The organism is Kitasatospora sp. NBC_01539 (genome assembly GCF_045040525.1).
Classification (GTDB): domain Bacteria; phylum Actinomycetota; class Actinomycetes; order Streptomycetales; family Streptomycetaceae; genus Kitasatospora.
The window spans coordinates 7,496,612-7,519,157 of sequence record NZ_CP109390.1 but is presented as its reverse complement, the minus strand read 5'-3'; the positions used below and the strand labels follow the sequence as shown (position 1 = coordinate 7,519,157).

General features: G+C 73.6%; 16 protein-coding genes. 10 read left to right on the top strand and 6 right to left on the bottom strand.

Features of this window, described 5'->3' with window-relative positions:
• Positions 1–230: 230 nt before the first annotated feature.
• Positions 231–1,472 carry an FUSC family protein gene (locus OG335_RS32570; RefSeq protein ID WP_405014727.1) on the bottom strand — a complete coding sequence of 414 codons (1,242 nt, stop codon included), beginning with the start codon at positions 1,470–1,472 and terminating at the stop codon, positions 231–233.
• 168 nt (positions 1,473–1,640) lie between these two features.
• Positions 1,641–2,312 carry an esterase/lipase family protein gene (locus tag OG335_RS32565; RefSeq protein WP_405014726.1) on the bottom strand — a complete coding sequence of 224 codons (672 nt, stop codon included), beginning with the start codon at positions 2,310–2,312 and terminating at the stop codon, positions 1,641–1,643.
• Positions 2,313–2,586: 274 nt separating this feature from the next.
• Between OG335_RS32565 and OG335_RS32560 the strand changes: the two genes are divergently transcribed.
• The 6 genes from OG335_RS32560 (at position 2,587) to OG335_RS32535 (ending at position 13,891) form a co-directional block, all read left to right on the top strand.
• Positions 2,587–5,346: a LuxR C-terminal-related transcriptional regulator gene (locus OG335_RS32560; protein WP_405014725.1), complete on the top strand. Its 2,760-nt coding sequence runs from the start codon at positions 2,587–2,589 to the stop codon at positions 5,344–5,346.
• 262 nt (positions 5,347–5,608) lie between these two features.
• On the top strand, positions 5,609–7,594 hold the full coding sequence (locus OG335_RS32555; RefSeq protein WP_405014724.1) for a discoidin domain-containing protein: 1,986 nt from the start codon (positions 5,609–5,611) through the stop codon (positions 7,592–7,594).
• A 450-nt stretch (positions 7,595–8,044) separates the two neighbouring features.
• Complete coding sequence (locus OG335_RS32550; protein WP_405014723.1) at positions 8,045–9,355, top strand: ABC transporter substrate-binding protein; 1,311 nt, start codon at positions 8,045–8,047, stop codon at positions 9,353–9,355.
• Positions 9,356–9,535: 180 nt separating this feature from the next.
• On the top strand, positions 9,536–10,507 hold the full coding sequence (locus OG335_RS32545; RefSeq protein ID WP_405014722.1) for a carbohydrate ABC transporter permease: 972 nt from the start codon (positions 9,536–9,538) through the stop codon (positions 10,505–10,507).
• Positions 10,504–11,403, top strand: coding sequence for a carbohydrate ABC transporter permease (locus OG335_RS32540; protein WP_405014721.1), 900 nt, complete (start codon positions 10,504–10,506; stop codon positions 11,401–11,403). Before OG335_RS32545 ends, OG335_RS32540 begins: the two co-directional genes overlap by 4 nt.
• A gap of 94 nt (positions 11,404–11,497) precedes the next feature.
• Entirely contained in the window at positions 11,498–13,891 is a 2,394-nt protein-coding gene (locus OG335_RS32535; RefSeq protein ID WP_405014720.1) for a glycoside hydrolase family 2 protein, read from the top strand.
• Positions 13,892–13,917: 26 nt separating this feature from the next.
• Here the strand turns inward: OG335_RS32535 and OG335_RS32530 are convergent, their stop codons facing one another.
• The 3 genes from OG335_RS32530 to OG335_RS32520 form a co-directional block, all read right to left on the bottom strand.
• On the bottom strand, positions 13,918–14,286 hold the full coding sequence (locus tag OG335_RS32530) for a DUF6083 domain-containing protein (RefSeq protein WP_405014719.1): 369 nt from the start codon (positions 14,284–14,286) through the stop codon (positions 13,918–13,920).
• 349 nt (positions 14,287–14,635) lie between these two features.
• A complete protein-coding gene (locus OG335_RS32525) occupies positions 14,636–15,145 on the bottom strand; it encodes a hypothetical protein (RefSeq protein WP_405014718.1) in 510 nt (169 codons plus the stop codon).
• 76 nt (positions 15,146–15,221) lie between these two features.
• A complete protein-coding gene (locus OG335_RS32520) occupies positions 15,222–16,739 on the bottom strand; it encodes an alkaline phosphatase (protein ID WP_405014717.1) in 1,518 nt (505 codons plus the stop codon).
• A gap of 409 nt (positions 16,740–17,148) precedes the next feature.
• On the opposite strand from OG335_RS32520, the gene OG335_RS32515 reads away from it, so the two are divergent.
• From OG335_RS32515 to OG335_RS32500, 4 genes are all read left to right on the top strand, one after another.
• Complete coding sequence (locus tag OG335_RS32515) at positions 17,149–18,627, top strand: APC family permease (RefSeq protein WP_405014716.1); 1,479 nt, start codon at positions 17,149–17,151, stop codon at positions 18,625–18,627.
• Positions 18,624–19,064 (top strand): hypothetical protein, encoded by a 441-nt coding sequence (locus OG335_RS32510; RefSeq protein WP_405014715.1) that lies wholly within the window; start codon positions 18,624–18,626, stop codon positions 19,062–19,064. Before OG335_RS32515 ends, OG335_RS32510 begins: the two co-directional genes overlap by 4 nt.
• Before the next feature lie 64 nt (positions 19,065–19,128).
• Complete coding sequence (locus tag OG335_RS32505) at positions 19,129–20,478, top strand: dipeptidase (RefSeq protein WP_405014714.1); 1,350 nt, start codon at positions 19,129–19,131, stop codon at positions 20,476–20,478.
• A gap of 31 nt (positions 20,479–20,509) precedes the next feature.
• A complete protein-coding gene (locus OG335_RS32500; RefSeq protein ID WP_405014713.1) occupies positions 20,510–21,631 on the top strand; it encodes a M24 family metallopeptidase in 1,122 nt (373 codons plus the stop codon).
• Between the two features lie 100 nt (positions 21,632–21,731).
• Here OG335_RS32500 and OG335_RS32495 read toward each other — a convergent pair whose 3' ends face one another.
• Entirely contained in the window at positions 21,732–22,400 is a 669-nt protein-coding gene (locus OG335_RS32495; protein ID WP_405014712.1) for a response regulator transcription factor, read from the bottom strand.
• Positions 22,401–22,546: the final 146 nt, after the last annotated feature.

The following is a 22,546-nucleotide window of genomic DNA, read 5'->3' as shown; positions in this document are numbered from 1 at the left end:
GGGACGGGGCTGAGGAGACTCAACCGTACTGGTCTATACCTGTCAAGAGGGTAGGTATGGACCAGTACGGACATGACCCGTCATCAGCAGTGCTCGCAGGCCTCGTTCGTCCCCGCCCGGATGCTCAGCCCGGACGCTCCGCCCGGTCGCGCCCGGGCGCTCCCGGGCGTGTCAGCCGTTCACCGGCGCCGGTGCTCCCCCGGCTGGCCCGCCCCACCCGGTCGCCCCGATCAGTCGCCCTGCCCGGACCCCCTGAACCGCTCGCCGCGGGCCAGCCGTCGCAGCCCGGCGAAGCGGCCCAGCCGGTTGAGGCGCTCCCGGTTGACCACCGCCGCCCGGTCGAGCTCCTCCATCAGCCGCCGCGACCGGTGCTCGGGCGCCAGCTCGTCGAGGATCCGGTCGACCTCCGCGAGCACCGAACCGTACAACTGCCAGGCCGTCGGGTCGGCCTGCACATGGCTCAGCAACTGCTGCGCCACCCGCTCCCGGCTCGCCCAGGCCGCACCGAGCTCGGACGCCAGCCGCGACTCCGCCTCCTCGGCACTCCGGCTCACCTGGGTGCTGACCAGCACGGCGAAGCTCACCATCGCGCCGCCGACATGATTCAGCAGCTCCTCCAGCGAGACGGCGACGTCCCGGGGGAACAGCAGCTCCTCGTCGCCGCGCCGCTTCGCGAGGTCGGTGAGCGACCGGGCCAGCACCCGGACGACGACCACGCAGATCTCCAGGGTGTCGAGGCCGGTGCGCAGCACCAGACGCGACAGCAGGCCCTCGCTGATCCGGGGGTTGAGACGCAGGCTGTCCTCGGCCTGGCGCAGCGCGCCGTCGACGTCCGCGATGGCCTGGTCGAGGCGGCGGGCCTCGTGCAGGCGGGCGGCGGCCTCCTCGACCGGGGCCGGGCCGCCGAGCTCCTCCGCGATCTCCAGCAGCAGGTGGCGGGCGCGGCGGGCGAGGTCCTCGATCGACTCTCCGGCGGTGTCGACCCAGACGGGCGGCGCGAAGACGACGTTGAAGGCCAGGCCGACGCCCGCGCCGATGAGCGTCTCCAGCACCCGGTCCCACGCCTGGGAGGCGAGCCGGGTCACGCCGAGCACGAGCATCGCACTGATCGCGACCTCGTTGACGAACTCGTCGACCCGCACGAACCGTCCGATGATCAGCGAGGCGAGGATGATCAGGCCGAGGCTCCACCAGGACAGCCCCACCACGGCGCTGAAGCCGACGGCGATGAGCACGCCGACCACCACCGAGTTGACCCGGCGCACGCTCGTCGTCAGCGTCGAGTAGACCGTCACCTGCACGACGAGCAGGGCGGTCAGCGGGGCCGTCAGCGGCGCCGGCTCGGCGCTGAGCTGCACGGCCACCACGTACGAGATGGTGGCCGCCACCGTCGCCCGCACCGTCAGGACGACGGCCGGGTCCTTGATCCACCTTCGTACGGCCGCGTCCAGCCGTGTCCACAGATCGCGCATTCCTCCCTTGTACCCGGCACGCGGCCGCGAACCGTGCCGACGTGGCGCGGCCCTCCGGGTGCGGCGGAAACGCCGCCGCCCCGCCCCGCCCGCGGGGGCGACGGGACGGGGCGGCGGCCGGGGCGTCAGCCGGGAGGCGTCACGCCGGCGGGGGTGCGGGAACGCGGCTCACGTGGACAGGTACGAGCGCACCTGCGCCAGGACCACGAGGTCGGTCAGGAACCCGATGTGCGTCTGGCAGGCGACCGTGGTGTTGGTGCCGCCGCTGACCGCGGTGCTGGTGTACGGCAGGATCACGCCGTCGCACGGGGACAGCCAGGTGCGGTACGAGGTGGTGCCCGGCGTCTCGTCACCGCTGTTGAGGGTGGCGAGGAAGCTGGAGCCCGGGTACATCTCCTGGCAGGACGGGTAGATCAGGCAGGCGCCGGCGTAGGTGGTGCCGTGGTTGGCGCCGGCCAGCGAGGCCCAGTGCGCGACCTTGGTGTTCCCGCCGAGCTGCTTGACGTACCAGCGGGTGACCAGACCGCCCATCGAGTGGTTGACGATGTCGACCTTGTCCGCGCCGGTCCTGGCGCGGACCTGGTCGACGAAGGTGCCGAGCTGGGCGGCGCTGATCTTGTTCGACTGGTTGAAGTCGTAGTCGAAGGTGAACAGCTGCGAAGAGCTGTAGCCGCCGCTCGCGAAGGACGACAGGGCGGTCGTCCAGTTGGTGGCGTTGCCGGTGTAGCCGTGCACGAAGATCACCGGGCGGGGGCCCGCGGCGTGCGCCGTGCTCGTCGGAAGGACGAAGGCCACGACGGCGGTCAGGCACAGGAACAGGGAGCCGAAAATCCGGCGCATCCCTACCTCCAGGGGGGTTGGGTGGGGGTCGACCCTGACAGGGCGCCAGGAACGGCCACAGTCTCCGCCGCGCCCCGCACCCCCGAATCGGTGAAAGCACCGGTCACCGTCCTGTCCGCCATCCTTGTGCCGGTGCCCAGTGCGGGCCCCGCCCCACTGGGCAGCCGGACAGCCTTCCTCCCCGGCACCTGGACCGGAGGCGGCCCGGTCTGCTGTCTTGGCTCTCGCCGGGGCCGAGTCCGATCGCCCCCGGGCACCACGAGAGGGGCCACCCGTGCACGGTCGCGACGCCGAACTCCGCGCCCTGGACACCCTGGTCACCGGTGCCCGGAACGGCGCCGGCGGCTGCCTCCTCGTCACCGCCCCACCCGGCCGCGGCCGCACCGCCCTCACGGCGCACGCCGTCCGCGCCCACGACGGGCACGGGCTCGCGGTCACCGCACCCGGCCACCCCGCCGAGAGCCGCCTGCCCGGCGCCGCACTCGACCTCCTCACCGCCGCCCTCACCCGGCACGGCGCCGGCCCCGGCCCCACCCCCGGCACCACTCCCGCCGCACGGGCGGCCGGTCTCCTCGACCAGCTCCACCGGGCCGCCCGCACCCGGCCGCTCCTCCTCGCGGTCGACGACGTGCACCACTGGGACGGCCCCTCCCGCGCCGCCCTCGGCATCGCCGCCCGCCGGATCGGCCCGCACGGACCCGCGGCACTCCTGCTCACCGCCGACTCCCACCACCTGCCCTGCCCGCACCTGGACGGCCTGCCCGAGCTCCGCCCCGGCCCGCTCACCACGGCCGCCTCCGCCGCGGTCGTCCGCGACACCGCGCCCTGCGGCGTCCACCCCGCCGTCCTGGACGCACTCGTGCACGAGGCGCTCGGCAACCCCGGCCGGCTCACCGCCCTCGTCGCCCGGCTCACACCCGACCAGCTCACCGGACGCGACCCCCTGCCGTCCCCCCTGCCCGCCACCCCGCTGCTGCGCCGCTACACCGCCCGCCTGCGCACCCTGCCGCGCACCGAACGGCCCGCCCTGCTGCTCCTCGCCGCCGAGGACGACGCCGACATCGGCACCGCGGGCCCGCAGACCCTGCAGAGCGCCCTCACCGCGGCCGGCTGCGGCGCCCTCCCCGAGGCCGAGCGGACCGGCGTCGTACGGACCGGCACCGACGGCGTGCCCCGCTTCACGGACCCGCTGTGGCGCACCGCCGTCCTCCGGTCGGCCTCGCCCGCCGAACGCCGCGCCGCCCACCAGCGACTCGCCCGGGCCAGCGCCGAGTACGGCCCGCACCTCGCCCACCTGTGGCACACCGCGGCCGCCGCCCCCGCCGCGGACCGGCGCACCGCCGACATCCTCGACGCCGCCGCCCGCACCGAAGCCCGCACCTCCGCCCCCGGCCCGCTCGCCGCCCTGCTCACCCGCGCCGCCGAACTCGGCCCGCAGACGGCCGTCGCCGCCGACCGGTACACCCGCGCCGCCGAACAGGCCCGCCTGGCCGGCCGCCACCACCACGCCCGCCTGCTGCTGGCCCGCGCAGACCGGCTGCCCCGCGACCCCGCCACCCGCGGCCGCGCCGCCTACACCCTCGGCATGGCCGGGCTGGCCGACGGGCCCGTACGGCAGGCCCGCGCCGCCCTCGGACTCGCCGCCGAACACCTCGCCGGCACCGACCCGCTGCTCGCCCTCGACGCCCGCCGCCAGGCCGCCGAGGCCGCCTGGACGGCGGGCGACCAGGCCGCCTGCCGCACCGAACTCGCCGAACTCATGGGCCGCTGGCCCGAATCCGGCGACGGCACGTCCACCGGCCCCGGCATCCTGCGCCACGGCGCGGACGGCGCGGTCGCCTCGATGGACCGCCACTACACCCGCGGCATCCCCGCGCTGCGCCGCGCCGTCGCCGACGCCGGGCACGAGACCCGCTCCGCCCCGCTCGCGCAGGCACTCGCCGCGGCCGCCGTCCTCGGCGACGCCGCCGCCGCCCGCGACCTCGCCGCCCGGGCGATCGCCCTGGCCCGCAGCCGCGGCCACGCGGCCGCCGTGCCGCACCTGTGGCAGCGGCTCGCCTTCGCGGAGCTGTACGCCGGGTGTCCCGAACGGGCCGGTCAGCACGCCCGGCACGGGCTGGCCGCGGCGGAAGGCTCCGGTCAGGACAACGCGGCCGCGCACCACCGGGCCGTGCTCGCGCTGGCCGCCGCCACCCGCGGTGACGCGGAGGAGTGCGCCGACCACGCCGCCGCGGCCGCGCGGACGGCCGGCGCGCACGGCCTGGCGACCGCCTCGACCGTGGTCACCTGGGCACTGGCCCGGCTCGACCTCACGGCCGGACGCCCCGACCGGGCCGCGAGCCGTCTGCTCGCCCTCACCGCGCCCGGCCCCGCGCAGGGGCACTTCTCCGTCCTGCTGCTGACCGTGCCCTGCCTGGTCGAGGCCTGCGCACGCACCTCGCGCACCGAGGAAGTACGCCCCGCCCTGAGGGAGTTCACCGTGTGGGCGACGTCCGGCGCCGGCCCGCACGCCCGGGCCCTCGCCGCGCACTGCCACGCCAGGCTCGTCGAGGCGGAAGGCGCCGGCGTCGACACCGTGGCGCGGCTGTACCGCGAGGCCCTCGCCCTGCACACCTCCACCGACTCGGTCTTCGAGCAGGCCCGTACGGCGCTGCAGCTCGGCAAGGCCCTGCGCCGGCACCGGCGGCCCGCGCTGGCCCGGCACCACCTGCGGGAGGCACTGGTGGCGTTCGAGCACTGCGGCGCCCGCCCGTGGGCCGAGGACGCCGGGCAGGAGCTGCGCGCGGCGGGCGCCGGCCACGCGCCCGGGGCGCCGGGTGCGGGGGGCGCGTCGGCCGAGCCGGCCCGGCGGCTGACGGCCCAGCAGGAGCACATCGCGCAGCGGGCCGCCGAGGGCGCCACCAACAACGAGATCGCCCGGGACCTCTCGCTCAGCCCCCGCACCATCGAGCACCACCTGCGCAACATCTTCGCCTCGCTGGGCATCCGCTCCCGCACGCAGCTCGGCCCGCTGCTCGCGGGTCGCGGGGCCTGACCCGGCCGCCCCGCCGGACGTGCCCGGGCCGCCGCGCTCTGCGCGAGGCCCGGGCTGCGGGGCGCAGGTCGGGGCGAACGGCCCGCAGGCGGGTCATGGCGCATTTCTTGCAGACACCTGACCATATTTTTCTTTCCTTGTTCTGTTCATTGCAGCCAGGTGTCGCGCTCGTTACGATCCCCGACACCGGACCCCGGCGGCACGGACCGTCCAACGGATCATCCGTGCAACGGAGTTGAGCAGCAACCAGAGGAGAGACCAGATGGGTGTCACACGCCGGGTGTTCCTGCAGGCCGCCATGGTGGCCGGCGCCGCGGGCACCACCGGGCTCGCCGCAGCCGCCCTCGCCGGGCCGGCCGCGGCCGCGAGCGGCCCCGGCGACGTGGTCGGCAAGGTGACCGTCGGCTACCAGGGCTGGTTCGCCTGCCCCGGCGACGGCGCCCCGATCAACGGCTGGTGGCACTGGGCGCAGAACTGGGGCCAGACCCCGTCCCCGTCCAACCACAGCATCGTCGCCTGGCCGGACGTCCGCGACTACGCCGCCACCTACCGCACCGGCTTCGGCAACCTCGGCAACGGACAGCCCGCGACCCTCTTCTCCTCGTACGACCAGCAGACCGTCGACGTGCACTTCGGCTGGATGAAGCAGTACGGCATCGACACCGCCGCACTCCAGCGCTTCAACCCGACCGGCGGCGAGGGCCCCACCCGCGACGCGATGGCCGGCAAGGTCCGCAGCGCCGCGGAGGCCAAGGGGGTCAAGTTCTACGTCATGTACGACGTGTCGGACTGGACGGCCATGCAGTCCGAGATCAAGACCGACTGGACGGACAAGATGCGGGCCCACACCGCGTCGTCCGCGTACGCCCGGCAGAACGGCAAGCCGGTGGTGTGCATCTGGGGCTTCGGCTTCAACGACAACCAGCGGCCGTTCGCCCCCGCCGCCTGCCTGGACGTCGTCAACTGGTTCAAGGCGCAGGGGTGCTACGTCATCGGCGGGGTGCCGACCTGGTGGCGCACCGGCGACCGCGACTCGCGGCCCGGCTTCGCCGACGTCTACCACGCCTTCGACATGCTCTCGCCCTGGATGGTCGGCCGGATCGGCAACGCCGGTGACGCCGACAACTTCTACAACGTCGCCACCGTCCCCGACCTCGCCGAGTGCACGGCCCGCGGCATCGACTACCAGCCGTGCGTGCTGCCCGGCGGCGTCTCCGGGCGCCAGCGCGCCCACGGCGACTTCATGTGGCGGCAGTTCTACAACATGGGCCGCGCCGGCGTGCCGAGCGTCTACATCTCCATGTTCGACGAGTACAACGAGGGCAACCAGATCGCCAAGACCGCCGAGACGCAGGCCTGGGTGCCGGCGGGCTCCGGCTTCCTCGCCCTCGACGAGGACGGCACCGCCTGCTCCTCCGACTACTACCTGCGCCTCACCGGCGACGGCGGCCGCATGCTCAAGGGACAGACCGCCCTCACCGCGACCCGCCCGACCCCGCCCATGACCGGCGGCGGCGGCGGCGACACCGTGCCGCCGACCGCCCCCGGCAGCCTGCACACCACCACCGTCACCGACACCACCGTCACCCTCGCCTGGACGGCCTCCACCGACAACGTCGGCGTCACCGGCTACCGCATCCGCCGGATCACCGGCGGCACCCCGGCCGTCGTCGGCACCGCGGCCGGCAACGCCACCGCGTACACCGTCACCGGGCTCACCGCGGCGACCGCCTGCACCTTCGACGTGCAGGCCCTCGACGCGGCCGGCGCCGTCTCCGCCGCCTCGAACCAGATCACCGTCACCACCGCGGCCGGCAGCTCGCCGGCCGCCGACCTCGCCCTCAACCGGCCCACCTCCGAGAGCGGCCACACCCAGGTCTACGGCTCCGCCAACGCCACCGACGGCAACCCCGACACCTACTGGGAGAGCACCAACAACGCCTTCCCGCAGTGGCTCCAGGTCGACCTCGGCACCGCGGCCGTCGTGCGGCGGATCGTCATCTCCCTGCCTCCGTCGGCCGCCTGGGGCGCCCGCACGCAGACCGTCTCGGTGCAGGGCGGCACCGACGCCACGAGCCCCGCCGTCCTCACCGCCCCCGCCGCGTACGGCTTCGACCCCGCCACCGGCAACACGGCGACCGTCACCCTGCCCGCCGCCGTCACCGCGCGGTACGTACGGCTGACCTTCACCGGCAACACCGGCTGGCCCGCCGGGCAGGTCGCCGCACTGAAGGTGTACGGCTCCTGACCCCACCGCCCCCTCGCTCCCCCCGCGCACCGCTCCCCCGCTCCGCAGGCTTCCGACGGTCCGCCGGGCGGGGGAGCGGCGTTCCCGCGCGCCGCGCGCCGCACGCCGCCTGCCGGGCACTGCGGCAAGCACTGCAACGGTTCAGAGGTCAAGGTCCAGGCGGTGGCCGGGATGGGCACCCCGGCGCCCCGAAGCGGCGGCCGGACCCGCCTGCGGCGTCGCCGCAGGCGGCAGCGGCCGACCGCCGCGGGAGCACCCCAACATGTGTCCACGACCGGCCCATCCGCCACGCCCGCCCGGATAACGGTTGAGCATCGGCGGCAATTCGACCTCTTTACGCTCCCCCACCTCCGTGCCACAGTTCCCGTCAACTGAAGCGCTTAAGCGCAGCGGCGCGGTACGCCCTCAGACCGCCCGGACCGTGAACGGATCTGATCGGAGATGGTGGGGATGACCAGACGTGCGCTGGCCGCGGCGGCGCTTGCCGGCGCGGTGCTGATCACGGGGTGCGGGGGCAGCGGCGGCACCACGTCGGGCTCCGCACTTCCGCCCGCCGACGCCGCGCAGGTGTCGGGCGACATCACCGTGCTGACGCACCGTACGGATCTCATCGCCGACGGCACGATGAAGAAGTACGCCGACGAGTTCACCAAGGTCTACCCCAAGGTCCACGTCACGTACGAAGGCATCACGGACTACGAGGGCGAAGTCAAGATCCGGATGAACACCTCCAACTACGGTGACGTCCTGCTCATCCCGGCCGCCATCGCGAAGAACGACTACCCGAAGTTCTTCGCCCCGCTGGGCGCCGCCGCCGACGTCTCCGGGACGTACGACTTCACCGCCAAGGCCACCGTCGGCGAACAGGTCTACGGCCTCGCCTCGTTCGCGAACGCCAACGGCTTCGTCTACAACAAGTCCGTCTGGGCGCAGGCCGGCATCACCACCTGGCCCAGGACCCGGGAGGAGTTCCTCGCCGACCTGCAGGCGATCAAGGCGAAGACCGGCTCGACGCCGTACTACACCAACTACAAGGACGGGTGGCCGCTCACCGCGTGGACGAGCGCCGTCGGCACCACCGGCTGCGACACGCTGGCCAACGACAAGCTGGCCGCCGGCGACCCGTGGGCGGAGGGCAGCGACCTGCGCGCGAGCGACACGCTGCTCTACGACATCGTGCACGGCAAGCTCGCCGAGGAGGACCCGGCGACCACCAACTGGGAGAACTCCAAGACCCAGCTGGCCACCGGCAGGATCGCCACGATGTGGCTCGGCTCCTGGTCGATCGTCCAGATGCAGCAGGCCGCGGTCAAGGCGGGCAAGGACGCCTCGGAGATCGGCTACATGCCGTTCCCGGCCCAGAAGGACGGCGCGTTCTGCTCGGTGGTCGCCCCCGACTACCAGTACGCCGTCAACGTCCACTCCGCGCACAAGCCCGCGGCGCGCGCCTGGATCGACTGGATGCTCACCAAGTCCGGCTACGCGGACGCCAGTCAGGCCGTGTCGGCCGTGAAGGGCGCACCGATGCCGCCCACCCTCAAGCCGTACTCCGACGCGGGCGTGAAACTGGTGACGCTGTCGGAGGAGAAGACCGCGCTCGTCAACACCATCGACAACGCCGCCGAGATCGGCCTGCAGAAGCCCGACTACCGCCAGCACCTGATCGACGTCGCCCGCGGCGCCGCATCCGGCGACCTCGCCTCGGAGTTCGCGGCGCTGTCGAAGAAGTGGAACGCGGCCCGCAAGGACGCCGGTTCCTGACGCCCCATCAGCCAGCGGCCGCGCAGCGACACCGCGATCTCCACCCGGCGGCCGGCCCGCACCGGGCCGGCCGCCGGCACCGCGCCGCAGCCGTCCGCGTCCGGCACCCCACGCGCACGCGCACCTCCACGCGCACGTCCAGGTCCACGTCCACGATCCACTCCGCGGAGAGAGGCAGGCATGAGCCGGCAGAGCACAACGACCGGGCGCAGCACGGACGGGCTCGCCCCGGCCGACCTCCCGCCGCCGGTCGGCGCCGGCCCGCGGCGGCCCTCCCCGGGGGCCCGGCGCCGCGCGCCGCGGCTGACCCCGTGGCTGTTCCTCCTCGCGCCGCTGGCGCTCCTGGTCACCTTCACGTACGTGCCGATCGCCGGGATGCTCTCCTACAGCCTCACCGACTGGGACGGCGTCAGCCCGGACAAGGCGTGGGTCGGATTCGACAACTACGTACAGCTGTTCACCCGGCCCGAGCTGTTCCGGGTGTTCTTCGTCAGCGGCTACTACCTCGCCGCGTCGGTGCTGCAGATGGCGGTGGCGCTGTACTTCGCCACGCTGCTCAGCTTCAGCACCCGCTTCCGGAACCTCTTCAAGGGCGTGCTGTTCTTCCCGTACCTGATCAACGGGGTCGCCGTCGGTTTCGTCTTCCTCTACTTCTTCCAGAGCGGCGGCACGCTCGACTCCGTGCTGTCGCTGCTCGGCCACCACGGCAGGCACCTGTGGCTGGGCGATCCCGACCTCGTCAACGTCTCGCTGTCGGGGGTGTCGGTCTGGCGCTACCTCGGCCTCAACTTCGTCCTGTTCCTGGGGGCGATCCAGTCCGTCCCGTCGGAGCTGTACGAGGCGTCCGAGCTGGACGGCGCCAACCGCTGGCAGCAGTTCCGCCACATCATCGCGCCGGGCATCAGGCCGGTGCTGAGCCTGAGCGTGATCCTGGCGGTCTCCGGCTCGCTGTCGGTCTTCGAGATCCCGTACGTGATGACGGGCGGCTCCGGCGACAGCAAGACCTTCGTCATCCAGACGGTCAAGCTCGCGTTCCAGTTCAACAAGACCGGGCTGGCCTCGGCGGCGGCCGTGGTGCTGCTGCTGATCATCCTGCTCGTGACGTGGGTCCAGCGCCGGCTGGTGCCCGACGAAAGGGTCGATGTCGTATGAGCGTCGCCTCCCCTGCCCGCCCGTCCCGCCCGGTCCCGCCCGCGGCACGCGCCGGCCGCCGGGCGGGCGGCCCGCAGACCCTGCTCGGGGTGCTGAAGTATTTCTCGCTGGTCCTGGCCTCGCTGGTGGTGCTGCTGCCGCTGGTGGCGGTGCTGATGACCTCGCTGAAGACGCCTGAGGAGATGGCCGCGGGCAGCGGCGCCCTGACCCCGCCCGGCGACTGGTTCAACCTCGCGAACTACGGGACGGCCTTCCGCGACGGTCACATGCTGACGGCCTTCGGCAACACCCTCTTCATCCTGGCCTTCTCGATCACCGGCACGGTGCTGATCGGCTCGATGACCGCGTACGCGATCGACCGGTTCGACTTCCGGCTGAAGAAGGCCGTCGTGGGGCTGTTCCTGGTGGCGACGCTCGTGCCCGGGGTGACCACGCAGGTGGCGACCTTCCAAGTGGTCGACGGGCTGGGCCTGTTCGGCAGCCGGTGGGCGCCGATCATGCTGTACACGGGCACCGACATCGTCGCGATCTACATCTTCCTCCAGTTCATCCGCTCGATCCCGGTGTCGCTCGACGAGGCCGCGCGGATCGACGGGGCCAACTCCCTCACCATCTACTGGAAGATCATCCTGCCGCTGCTGAAACCGGCGATCGCCACGGTGGTCATCATCAAGGGCATCACGGTCTACAACGACTTCTACACGCCGTTCCTCTACATGCCGGGCGAGGACATGGGCGTCATCTCCACCGCGCTGTTCCGCTTCAAGGGGCCGTTCGGCGCGCACTGGGAGGCGATCTCGGCGGGCGCGATCCTCGTGATCCTGCCGACCCTGCTGGCGTTCCTCCTGCTGCAGCGCTTCATCTACAACGGCTTCACCCAGGGCGCCACCAAGTGACCGCGCCGCCCGCGGCGGACCGGCCCCGCCACGGGCGGCGCGGTGACCGCCCCGCGTTCCCGTCCACGACGCCCACGATGCCCAGGAGGACCGCGTGACCGCCTTCCGTGCCCTGCACGACGGCTGGACCCTCACCGCCGTCTCGCAGGACGTCCAGATCGCCGACGTGCCCGCTGCCGTGCCCGGGTGCGTCCACACCGACCTGCTGGCCGCCGGGCTCGTCGACGACCCGTACCTCGACGACAACGAGACCCGGCTGGCGTGGATCGGCCGCACCGTGTGGGAGTACCGCACCACCTTCACCTGGACGCCCGACCCGCACGACCGCACCGACCTCGTCTGCCGCGGCCTCGACACCGTCGCCACCGTCACCCTCAACGGCACCCGCCTCGGCAGCACGGCCAACCAGCACCGCTCGTACCGCTTCCCCGTGCGCCACCTCCTGCGGGAGGGTGCCAACACGCTGACCGTGCGGTTCGACTCCGCCTACGCGTACGCCGAGGCGCTGCAGGCCGCGCTCGGCGACCGGCCCGGCCCGTACACCGAGCCGTACCCGTTCATCCGCAAGACCGCCTGCAACTTCGGCTGGGACTGGGGCCCGACCGTCGTCACCGCGGGCATCTGGAAGCCCGTCGGCCTGGAGAGCTGGAGCGGCGCCCGCCTCGCCGAGGTCAGGCCCGAGGTCACCCTCGACGGGCCGGACGGGCACGTCCGGGTGCACGTACGCGTCGAACGCGCCGACGAGCGGCCGGTCACCGTCCGCGCCGCCGTCGCCGGGGTCACCGGCGAGGCCGTCCTCGCCCCCGGGGCGCGCACCGCCCGTCTCGACCTGCACGTCCCCGCCCCCGACCGGTGGCACCCGCGGGGCCACGGCGCGCAGACCCGCTACGACCTCGCCGTCGACCTGCCCGGCCGGGACTCCTGGAACGCCCGGATCGGCTTCCGCGAGGTCGCCCTCGATCCGGCGACCTTCACCCTGAGCGTCAACGGCACGCCGGTGGAGGTGCGCGGCGCCAACTGGATCCCCGACGACGCGTTCCCCAACCGTGTCACCCGCGCACGGCTCGCCGACCGCTTCGGCCAGGCCCTCGGCGCCAACGTCAACCTGCTGCGGGTCTGGGCCGGCGGCATGTACGAGAGCGAGGACTTCTACGAGCTCGCCGACGAACTCGGCCTGCTCGTCTGGCAGGACTTCCTCTTCGCCTGTGCCGCCTACCCCGAGGAGGAGCCGATCCGCTCCGAGGTCGAGGCCGAGGCACGGGAGAACATCGCCCGCCTCGTGCACCGCCCGTCCCTCGTGCTGTGGTGCGGAAACAACGAGAACATCGAGGGCCACGCCGACTGGGACTGGCAGGACAGCCTCGCCGGACGCAGCTGGGGCGCCGCCTACTACTACGACCTCCTGCCCCGGCTCGTCGCCGAACTCGACCCCACCCGCCCGTACTGGCCCGGCACGCCGTACTCCGGCCGCCCCGACCTGCCGCCGAACGACCCCGCCGAGGGCACCGTCCACATCTGGGACGTCTGGAACCGCGAGGACTACACCCGCTACGGCGCCTACGCGCCGCGCTTCGTCGCCGAGTTCGGCTTCCAGGGGCCGCCCGCGCACGCCACCCTCCGGCGGGCCGTCAGCGGCGAACTCCACCAGGACGCACCGCTCGTGCTGCACCACCAGAAGGCGACCGACGGCAACGCCAAGCTGCTGCGCGGCCTGGGCGCCCATCTCCCGCAACCGTCCGGCTACGACGACTGGCACTACCTCACCCAGCTCAACCAGGCCCGGGCCATCACCTACGGCATCGAGCACTTCCGCGCACTCGCCCCGCACTGCCGGGGCACCATCGTCTGGCAGCTCAACGACTGCTGGCCGGTGACCTCCTGGGCCGCGGTCGACGGCGACGGCCGCCGCAAGCCGCTCTGGTACGCGCTGCGCCGCGTCTACGCCGACCGGCTGCTCGCCGTCCGCGACGGCGAGGTGGTGCTCGTCAACGGCGCGGCGGACCGCTGGAAGGGTGAACTCTCCGTCACCCGGCACCGGTTCGACGGCACGCTGCTCGCCGGGGAGGTCCACGCCGTCGACCTCGACGCGCACGGCGTGCTCCGGCTGCCCGCCATGACGGACGGCCCGGCCGACCCGGCCCGGGAGTTGCTGGTCGCCGCGATCGACGGCCACCGCACGGTCGCGCTCTGCACCGAGGACCTCGAAGCCGCCCTGCCGGAGGCGGAGTTCGACGCCCGGGCGGAACGCGTCGACGGCGGCTACCGGGTCACCGTGACGGCCCGTACGCTGCTGCGCGAGCTCGCGCTCTTCCCCGACCGGCTCGCCGCCGACGCGTGGGTGGACGACATGATGCTCACCCTGCTGCCCGGCGAGCAGGCCGCTTTCCACGTGACGACCGACGCCGTGCTCGACCCGACCGCCCTGGTCTCGGCGCCGGTGCTGCGCTGCGTCAACGAGCGCCGTGCCGGGGGCGCGTGGGAGCGCTGACCCGTCGGCCGGCGGGGCCGGCCGGTTCAGGCGCCGAGGCTCCGGGTGCTCCGGCTGCGCACGCTCCGAAGGTACGGGTCCCGCGGGACCGGTCCGGCCGGGCAGACGTCCGGGTGGCGGATCCGGCAGTGGTCGGACGGGGCGGCGGCGCGCAGGTTGACCACCGTGCCGTCGCCCGCGATCCGCCAGCGGTGGCCGGGGGGCACCAGCAGGGTGGGGTGGTCGCCCGGTTCGACCAGCATCCAGCGCCCGTGCACGGTGCGGTGCCACCGGGCGGCCGCTCCGCAGGAGGCGCACACCGCGCGGCGGCCCTCGACGGCGTCGTCCGCACGACGACCTGCGGCGGCGGCCCGGACCTGCGCCATCGCCCCGTCGAGCACCAGTCTCAGCACCACGGGCTCCCGCGGTCCGGGCGGCGGCCCGGTCTCGCCACCCTGCCCGCACCGGGCGCCGTGCCCGCCGTACGCCCCGCACCGGCCGCACGGTTCCTGACCGCCCATCTCCCACCCTCCCTCGGCGGACCGGACGCCGGCTCTCCCGTCCGGCCTGTCCCCCGCCCGCCGGAACCGACCGTAACCGGAGATCACGACACGCAGCGGGGCGAACCGGATTTTCCACCCTCACCGGGGACACCGCCCACCCGGCGGCCGTCGACGCCCGCGCGGCGGCAGGTGCCGCGCACCCTCCCGACGGTCTCCTTCCGGGTCGTGGCCCCGTCCCGCCCCGCTCGGGGCCGTGGTGCCGCTACTCGTTGACGAGCACCGGCAGCGAGAGCACGGCGGCGGCCGGGGTGCCGGTGAGGCCGCGGCCGGTGACGGTGACGTCGATGCCGTCACCGGCGGCGCGCGGCCCGTCGTGGCGGCCGGTCGCGGCCTCCTCCTCCTGGTACTCCAGGGTGCCGGTGCCGACCAGGTGCCCGGCGGCGTCGTAGTAGGCGGCGCGGAGTTCGAGGGCGAGCACGTCGCTGACGTCCGAGGTCACGGCGAGGTGGCCGGTGACCGTGCCGTCCGCGGCGAGCTTCAGGCCGGTGAGGCGGACCCGGTCGGTGAACGGCCCGTCCTCCAGGCGGACCTCGCCCGGGCGGGGCGCGGCGGACAGTGCGGCCGCCGGGGCGGCGGCCTGTCGCGGCGCGGGCAGGGAGACGGTCGGCAGCGCCTCCGGGGGCTCCGGTGCGGCCGGGCTACCGGAGCATCCGGCGAGGAGGACCGGCGCGAGAAGGGCCGCGGCGAGGAGGCCGGGGTGACGGTGCTTCATCGTGCTCCTGGGAGTGGGGTGGGGCCGGGAGGCGTGTGCCGCCTCCCGGCCCCGGTGCCGTCGGGTGCGGGTCAGGTCAGTGCCGCGGGGCCTTGCCGAACAGCGAGCGGTACATCTTGCCGTAGAGCTCGGTGTTGTCCTGGCTGGCGGCGAAGCGCTCGCCACCGGGGCCGTACGCGAAGATCGGCACGTCGGCGCCGGTGTGGTTGCCGGAGAGGTAGGTGAGCCAGAGGCTGGCGTCGGCGCTGCCGTCGGCGACGCCTGCCGGGTCGTCGGGGGTGCGGAAGGTGGCGGGGGCGAAGTTCTTCGCGTCCGCGGAGCCGGCGCCGTTGACGGGACCGGTGGAGCGGGCCGGGTCCTTGGCACCGCCGGCCGCGCGCGACGGCGAGCTGTTGTTCGCGGTGTTGCCGCCGTCGACGTTGACCGGCGGGGCCACCGCCTCGGCGTTGGTGTAGGAGCCCTTCTCGATGATGTTGAAGCCGGCGCACTCGTGGTCGGCGGTGACGACGACGAGGGTGTGGCCGTCCTTCTTCGCGAAGTCCACGGCGGCGGCGACGGCGTCGTCGAAGGCCTTGATCTCCCCGAGGGTCTGGGCCGCGTCGTTGGCGTGCGAGCGCTTGTCGATCTGGGCGCCCTCGACCTGGAGGAAGAAGCCGGTGCGGTTGCCCTTCGCCAGCAGCGAGACCGCCTTGCCGGTCATCTCGGCGAGGGTCGGCTCCTGCTTCTGCGGGGCGCCGTCCGGCAGGGCGGCCTTGGCCTGCTCGACCGTCAGGTTGCCGCGGTTGAAGAGGCCGACGACCTTGCGGCCCTTGGCGGCGGCGAGGTCGGCCCTGGTGGCGGCCTTCTGGCTGGCCGCGGTCTGGGCGGGCAGCGCGGCGTCGCCGAAGCTGCCGAGCACCTGGTAGCCCTGGGCCTCCAGGGCCTTCTGGTCGTCGGGCTCGAAGCGGGCGAGGCCGCCGCCGAGCACGACGTCGGCCGTGCCGTTGCGGGCGATCTGCTCGGCGATCGGCGTGACCAGGGTGCGGTCCGCGGGCGCGGTCTCGTAGCTGCCGTCGGCCTTCCTGGGCAGGCAGGCGGCGTCCGAGTAGACCGGGCCCTGGCAGCCGCGCAGCAGGGCGTGGCTGAACTGCCCGGCCGGGGTGGCGTCGGTGATCTCGGCGGTGGAGACGTTGCCGGTGGCGAAACCGGCCGCCTTCGCCTGCTCCATGAGCGTGGCGACCCGCTTCTCGTACGCGTCGACGCCGAGGGCGGCGTTGTACGTCTTCACACCGGACGACCAGGCGGTCGCGGAGCTGGCGGAGTCGGTGACGAGCGCGGGCTTGGCGCTGTCCTTCTCGACGGCGTAGGTGGCGACGGCGCCGGTGAACGGCAGCTTCTCCATCGCGAGACGGCCGGCCGCACCGTAGAAGCGCTCCCGGCCGGCGGTGACGTGGGTCCGGCCCATGCCGTCGCCGACGAGGTAGATGACGTTGCGGATGTCGGCGTGGCGGTCGCCGCGGTCGGACGGCGCGGAGCTGGCGGTGACCGCCGCGCCGCCGACCATGGTGCCCGAGAGGGCGAGCACGGTGGCGGCCTTCAAGGCCTTGCGCTGCATCAGGGTGTCTCCTCGACACGTCGGCGCGCGCGGCCGGTCGGGGCCGCTCGCACACCCGGGCCGGGCCGGGCGGCTGCGACGCTATGAGCACGAGGTGAACCCGCACCGCCGCCGGCATGACGGACGGTCGAACAGCTGACCGCGCGTCAGCGGCGGGAGGGGGCGGGTCGCGGATCCGGTGAGGGCCGGGCTCCCGCACCGAGGGGTGGGACCCGGCTCCGGCACGGCCGGGCGGAGGGGCGCAGCGGGCCGACGACGGGTCCGATCATGCCCGTGCGCGGCGGGCTGCGCCTTTCGGGTGGCCCGTTCCGGTTGTTCCGGCACCCCGACGGCCCGGGTGGGATGCGGCGGCCCCGGACGCCGGGAATGGTGGGTGGGCAGCCCTGTGGGCTGCCGGAAGGAGAGCGCGATGAGTGCGATGGACGTACCGGCCGACGGCGCGGGGAGGTCCGACACCACCACGCGGGCCGTGCAGGCCGTGTCCGCTCCGCGGCTGACCTGGCTGACGCTGGCGCTGATGACCACCAGTTCGGTGGCCAGCCTGCGGGCCGCGCCCACCATGGCGGTGTACGGCCTGGCGTGTGTGTTCCTGTACCTCGTCCCGGCGGTCGTGTTCCTGCTGCCGACCGCGCTCGTGTCGGCGGAGCTGGCGTCGGGCTGGAACGGCGGCGTCTACAACTGGGTGTCCCAGGGGCTGTCGAAGCCGCTGGGCTTCCTCGCGGTGTGGTGCCAGTTCGCGATGACGATCTTCTACTACCCGAGCCTGCTGGCGTACGTGGCGTCGACGATCGCGTACGTGATCAATCCGGCGCTGGCGAACAGCGGGCTCTACACCGCGATCGTGATCATGGTGCTGTACTGGACCGGCGTGTGGGTCTCGTCGAGCGGCACGAACGCCGTCGCGGGGCTCGCCTCCTGGGGTCTGGTCATCGGCACGCTGATCCCGGGTGCGCTGCTGGTGGTGCTCGGCATGGTCTTCCTCGGCCAGGGCAACCCGTCGGCGGCGCCGATGAACGCCGACCACATCCTGCCGGCCTGGACAGGGCTCGCCAGCCTGGTGCTGATCGTCAACAACTTCCTGAGTTACTCCGGCATGGAGATGAACGCGGTGCACGTCTCCTCGCTGAAGAACCCGGCGAAGGAGTTCCCGAAGTCGATGTTCCTCGCCATGGGCCTGGTCCTGCTGATCTTCATCCTGCCGGCCCTGGCGATCAGCTGGGTGGTGCCCTCGGACCAGCTCAGCCTCACCGCCGGCGTGATGCAGGCCTTCGACGCGTTCTTCCAGCACTTCCACATCGGCTGGCTGACACCGGTCGTGGCCGTCGGCCTGGTCGCCGCCTCCCTCGGCGGCATGCTGACGTGGCTCGCCGGCCCGTCGAAGGGGCTGCTGCTGATCTCCCGCCAGGAGGGCTACCTGCCGCCGTTCCTGCAGAGGCTCAACGCGCACGGCATCCAGCAGAACATCCTGGTCACCCAGGGCATCGTCACCACCGCCATCGCGCTGATGTACGCCTTCATCCCGAACGTCTCCAGCGCGTACTGGATCTTCTCGGTGATCACCACGCAGGTCTACCTCATCATGTACCTGCTGATGTTCGCCGCGGCGATCCGCCTGCGCCGCACCCAGCCCGACCACCCGCGCGGCTACCGGGCCCCGGCGCTCGTCGTGCTCTGCGTGACCGGCCTGCTGGCGTCGGCCGCCGCGATGATCATCGGCTTCGTGCCGTCGTCGCAGTTCAGCGGCGGCAGCGTCTGGTCGTACGTGCTCTTCATCGGCAGCGGCCTGCTGCTGCTGGGCGTGATCATCCCGTACGCGTTCCTGAAGTTCCGCAAGCCGTCCTGGCGCCGGCCGGAAGCGGAGGCGCAGGCCGAGGGAGGTGCGGCATGAGCCGGACCGAGATGGCCGCCCGGCACCGGTGGATCTACATCGGCGCGATCGTCCTCCTGGTCGCCATGGTGGTCATCGGCCTGATCACCTACACCCAGCAGCACGCCACCAACGAGTCCTACCGCAAGGCCGCGCAGCTCTCCGACGATCTCGTCGCGGCGGGCTACCCGGCCGTACCCGACCAGGGCCAGATCGCCCGCCTGCTCGGCACCGACGGCGGCGCCGTCTGCGAGAATCCGGCCGGCGCCCTCAAGAACGCCCTGTGGAAGGTCAACCTCTCCAACGGCGCCACCGGGCCCGGCCAGCGCCCGATCGTCGCCGACGCCCGGGCCGTCGAGGCCGAGGCCATCGTGCTGAACGTGTACTGCCCCGACCAGCTGGACGCCTTCCGCAACAAGCTGGACGACCTCGAGACCGACGACACCGTGAACAACTGACGCCGCGCCGGCCGTGCCCCGACCCGGGGACCGGCCGGCGTCCGCACCGAGGAGCCCCCAGCCCATGACCGACGACCTCGCCGGGCGGATCGCCGCCCTCATGCCCCGCGCCAAGGCCGACCTCACGGAACTCGTCGCCATCCCGTCCGTCGCCGACCCGCGGCAGTACCCGCCCGAGGCGTGCCAGCAGGCCGCCGAGTGGGTCGCCGCCGCCTTCACCGACGCAGGCCTGCGCGACGTCCACCTCGCCGAGACGCCGGACGGCAGCCACGCCGTCCTCGGCCACCGGCCGCCCCCGCCCGGCGCACCGACCGTGCTGCTGTACTGCCACTACGACGTGCAGCCGCCGCTCGGCGACGACGCCTGGAGTTCGCCGCCCTTCGAGCTGACCGAACGTGACGGCCGCTGGTACGGCCGGGGCACCGCCGACTGCAAGGGCAACATCGTCATGCACCTCACCGCGCTGCGGGCGCTCGGCGACGCCCTGCCGGTGGGCATCAAGTTCGTCGCCGAAGGCTCCGAGGAACAGGGCACCGGCGGCCTGGAGGCGTACGTCCGGCAGCACCCCGACGAACTGCACGCCGACGCGCTGCTGATCTGCGACACCGGCAACGCCGCCGTCGGCGTGCCCACCGCCACGACCAGCCTGCGCGGCCTCGCCAACGTCGTCGTGACCGTCTCCACCCTCACCGGCAACATGCACTCCGGGATGTTCGGCGGCCCCGCCCCGGACGCCCTCGCCGCACTCATCCGCATCCTCGACTCGCTGCGCGACGCCGACGGCGGCACCCGCGTCCAGGGCCTCGACGCGAACGGCCGGTGGGAGGGCGTCGGCTACGACGAGCAGCAGTTCCGCGCCGACGCCGGCGTGCTCGACGGCGTGGCCCTGACCGGCTCCGGCAGCGTCGCCGACCGGCTCTGGGCGCGGCCCGCGGTGACCGTGCTCGGCATCGACTGCCCGCCGGTGATCGGCTCGGCCGCCGCCGTCCCCGCCACCGCCCGCGCGCGCGTCAGCCTCCGGGTGCCGCCCGGCACCGACCCCGGCCACGCCCGCGACGCACTCACCGCCCACCTGCAGTCCGCCGCACCGTGGGGGGCGAAGGTCGAGGTGGAGACCGAGAGCACCGGCGCGCCGTTCAGCGCGGCCACCGGAGGCCGCGCCTACACGGCACTCGACCGCGCCGTGCAGGCCGTGTACGGCAAGCCGATCGCCTTCCTCGGCCAGGGCGGGTCCATCCCGCTGTGCAACGTCCTCGCCGACACGTACACCGACGCCGAGATCATCCTGATGGGCGTGGAGGAGCCGGGTTGCCTCATCCACGCACCCAACGAGAGCGTCGACCCCGGCGAGATCGAGCACATGGCACACGTCGAGGCGCTGTTCCTGCAGCACTACGCTGCCGGACGCGCCTGAACGCACCGCCGCACACCTCCGGAGGCCCGCCATGCCGCACCCGTTCACCACCGACGACTTCGCCGCCCGGATGGCCCGCGCCACGCGGGCCGCCGCAGAAGCCGGGCTCACCGGGCTGGTCGTCACGCCCGGACCCGACCTCACCTACCTCACCGGCTACCGCCCGACCGCCGTCACCGAACGGGTCACCGCCCTGCTGCTCGCCGACGGCCGGGAGCCCGTGCTCGTCGTGCCCAGGCTGGAACGCCCCGACGCGGAGGCCGCACCCGGCGCCGCCGCCGTCCGGTTCGCCGACTGGACGGACGGCACCGACCCCTACCGCACCGCCGTCGCCCCCGAACTCGACCCCGCCGGCCGGTACGGCATCTCCGACTCGGCCTGGGCCCTGCACCTCCTCGCCCTGCAGGAGGCCCTCCCCGACAGCTCGTACGCCTCCCTCACCGGCGCTCTGCCGATGCTCCGGGCCGTCAAGGACGCCGACGAGCTCGAACGCCTCGCCGCCGCCGGCGCGGCCGCCGACGCCGCCTACGAGCGGATCCTGAAGGTCGCCTTCGCCGGGCGCACCGAGAACGAGGTCGCGGCCGACCTCGCCGGCCTGCTGCGTGAGTACGGGCACAGCCAGGTCGACTTCACCGTCGTCGGATCCGGCCCGAACGGCGCCAACCCGCACCACGAGGCCGGCGGGCGGACGATCGGCGCGGGCGACACCGTCGTCCTCGACTTCGGCGGGCTGAAGGACGGCTACGGCTCCGACACCACCCGCACCGTGCACGTCGGCGAGGACGTGCCCGCCGAGGTCCGCGAGGTGCACGACGTGGTGCGCCGCGCCCAGCAGAAGGCCTTCGAGGCGGTACGGCCCGGCATCGAGTGCCAGGAGGTCGACCGGGTGGCCCGCGCCGTCATCACCGAGGCCGGCTACGGCGACTACTTCATCCACCGCACCGGCCACGGCATCGGGCTCACCACCCACGAGCCGCCGTACATGGTCGAGGGCGAACGGCAGGTGCTCGTGCCCGGCATGTGCTTCTCCATCGAGCCCGGCGTCTACCTGCCCGGCCGCTTCGGCGTGCGGATCGAGGACATCGTCACCGTCACCGCGACCGGCGGGCGGAGGTTCAACAACACCCCGCACGACCTCGGCATCGTCGGCTGAGGCCGCACGGTCGCCCCGGGCGCCGCTGCCCCGGCGCCGTTCCTCAGGGGCGACCGGCCTGGTGCCACTGCCCCGGCGCCGTTCCTCCGGGGCGACCGGCCTACGGGACGATGTCGTGCGCGACCGCGAACCGGGTGAGGTCGGCGCGCCGGCGTGAGCCGATCTTGTCGCGCAGCCGGTCGAGATGCGAGTGCACGGTGTGCTCGCTGATGCCGAGGCGGTGCGCGATGCCGTGGTCGGTCTCGCCGTTCGCGAGCAGCGCCAGGATCTGACGCTCGCGCTCCGTCACCCGGCACAAGGGCTCCGTCAGCGGACGGACGGCCAGCGCGGCGGAGACGTACGAGCACCCGGACGCCACCAGGCGGACCGCGGACAGCAGCTCCAGTTCGCCCGCTTGCCTGCTCAGACAGCCGCGCGCACCCGCCTGCATCTGCGGGACGACGTCCTGCTGCAGGCCCGAGCAGAGCACCAGCACCTCCGCCCCCAGCCCGCCCAGGCGGTGCACCACGGCGGCCAGCGGCGCCGGGGGTAGCTGCAGGTCGAGCAGGAGGACGTCGCCCGGGCGGAGGGTGGGGTTGGTGGGGGCGGGGGTGGCTGCGGGGTCGGGGGTGGGGGTGAGGTCGGGGATGGTCACGGTCTCCGCCTCCTCGGGCGAGGGGACCGAAAGGGTCAGCTGCAGGTCGGTGGCGGACTCGATCATCTGCGCCAGCCCGAGGCGGAACACCGGACAGTCGCCGACGACGGCGACGCGGATCGGTTGGGCACTCATGGGTGGTCCTCGGCCTGCCTGCCGGGCACGCTCGGCCCGGACGCGCCCGGCCACGGTACGGACGGCCCGCGCACCTCCAGTCTTCGCCCCTGTCGCGGACCCGGCATGCGGAGACGTCCGGCCGACCCGGGCGCCGCCGGAATCGG

What these genes read in the sequence shown, in the direction of transcription:
- OG335_RS32555 (WP_405014724.1), top strand. Translation starts at nt 5,609, where the DNA reads ATGGGTGTCACACGCCGGGTGTTCCTGCAGGCCGCCATGGTGGCCGGC.
- OG335_RS32550 (WP_405014723.1), top strand. Translation starts at nt 8,045, where the DNA reads ATGACCAGACGTGCGCTGGCCGCGGCGGCGCTTGCCGGCGCGGTGCTG.
- OG335_RS32545 (WP_405014722.1), top strand. Translation starts at nt 9,536, where the DNA reads ATGAGCCGGCAGAGCACAACGACCGGGCGCAGCACGGACGGGCTCGCC.
- OG335_RS32570 (WP_405014727.1), bottom strand. Translation starts at nt 1,472, where the DNA reads ATGCGCGATCTGTGGACACGGCTGGACGCGGCCGTACGAAGGTGGATC.
- OG335_RS32525 (WP_405014718.1), bottom strand. Translation starts at nt 15,145, where the DNA reads ATGAAGCACCGTCACCCCGGCCTCCTCGCCGCGGCCCTTCTCGCGCCG.
- OG335_RS32520 (WP_405014717.1), bottom strand. Translation starts at nt 16,739, where the DNA reads ATGCAGCGCAAGGCCTTGAAGGCCGCCACCGTGCTCGCCCTCTCGGGC.
- OG335_RS32495 (WP_405014712.1), bottom strand. Translation starts at nt 22,400, where the DNA reads ATGAGTGCCCAACCGATCCGCGTCGCCGTCGTCGGCGACTGTCCGGTG.
- OG335_RS32515 (WP_405014716.1), top strand. Translation starts at nt 17,149, where the DNA reads ATGAGTGCGATGGACGTACCGGCCGACGGCGCGGGGAGGTCCGACACC.
- OG335_RS32565 (WP_405014726.1), bottom strand. Translation starts at nt 2,312, where the DNA reads ATGCGCCGGATTTTCGGCTCCCTGTTCCTGTGCCTGACCGCCGTCGTG.
- OG335_RS32500 (WP_405014713.1), top strand. Translation starts at nt 20,510, where the DNA reads ATGCCGCACCCGTTCACCACCGACGACTTCGCCGCCCGGATGGCCCGC.
- OG335_RS32540 (WP_405014721.1), top strand. Translation starts at nt 10,504, where the DNA reads ATGAGCGTCGCCTCCCCTGCCCGCCCGTCCCGCCCGGTCCCGCCCGCG.
- OG335_RS32510 (WP_405014715.1), top strand. Translation starts at nt 18,624, where the DNA reads ATGAGCCGGACCGAGATGGCCGCCCGGCACCGGTGGATCTACATCGGC.
- OG335_RS32505 (WP_405014714.1), top strand. Translation starts at nt 19,129, where the DNA reads ATGACCGACGACCTCGCCGGGCGGATCGCCGCCCTCATGCCCCGCGCC.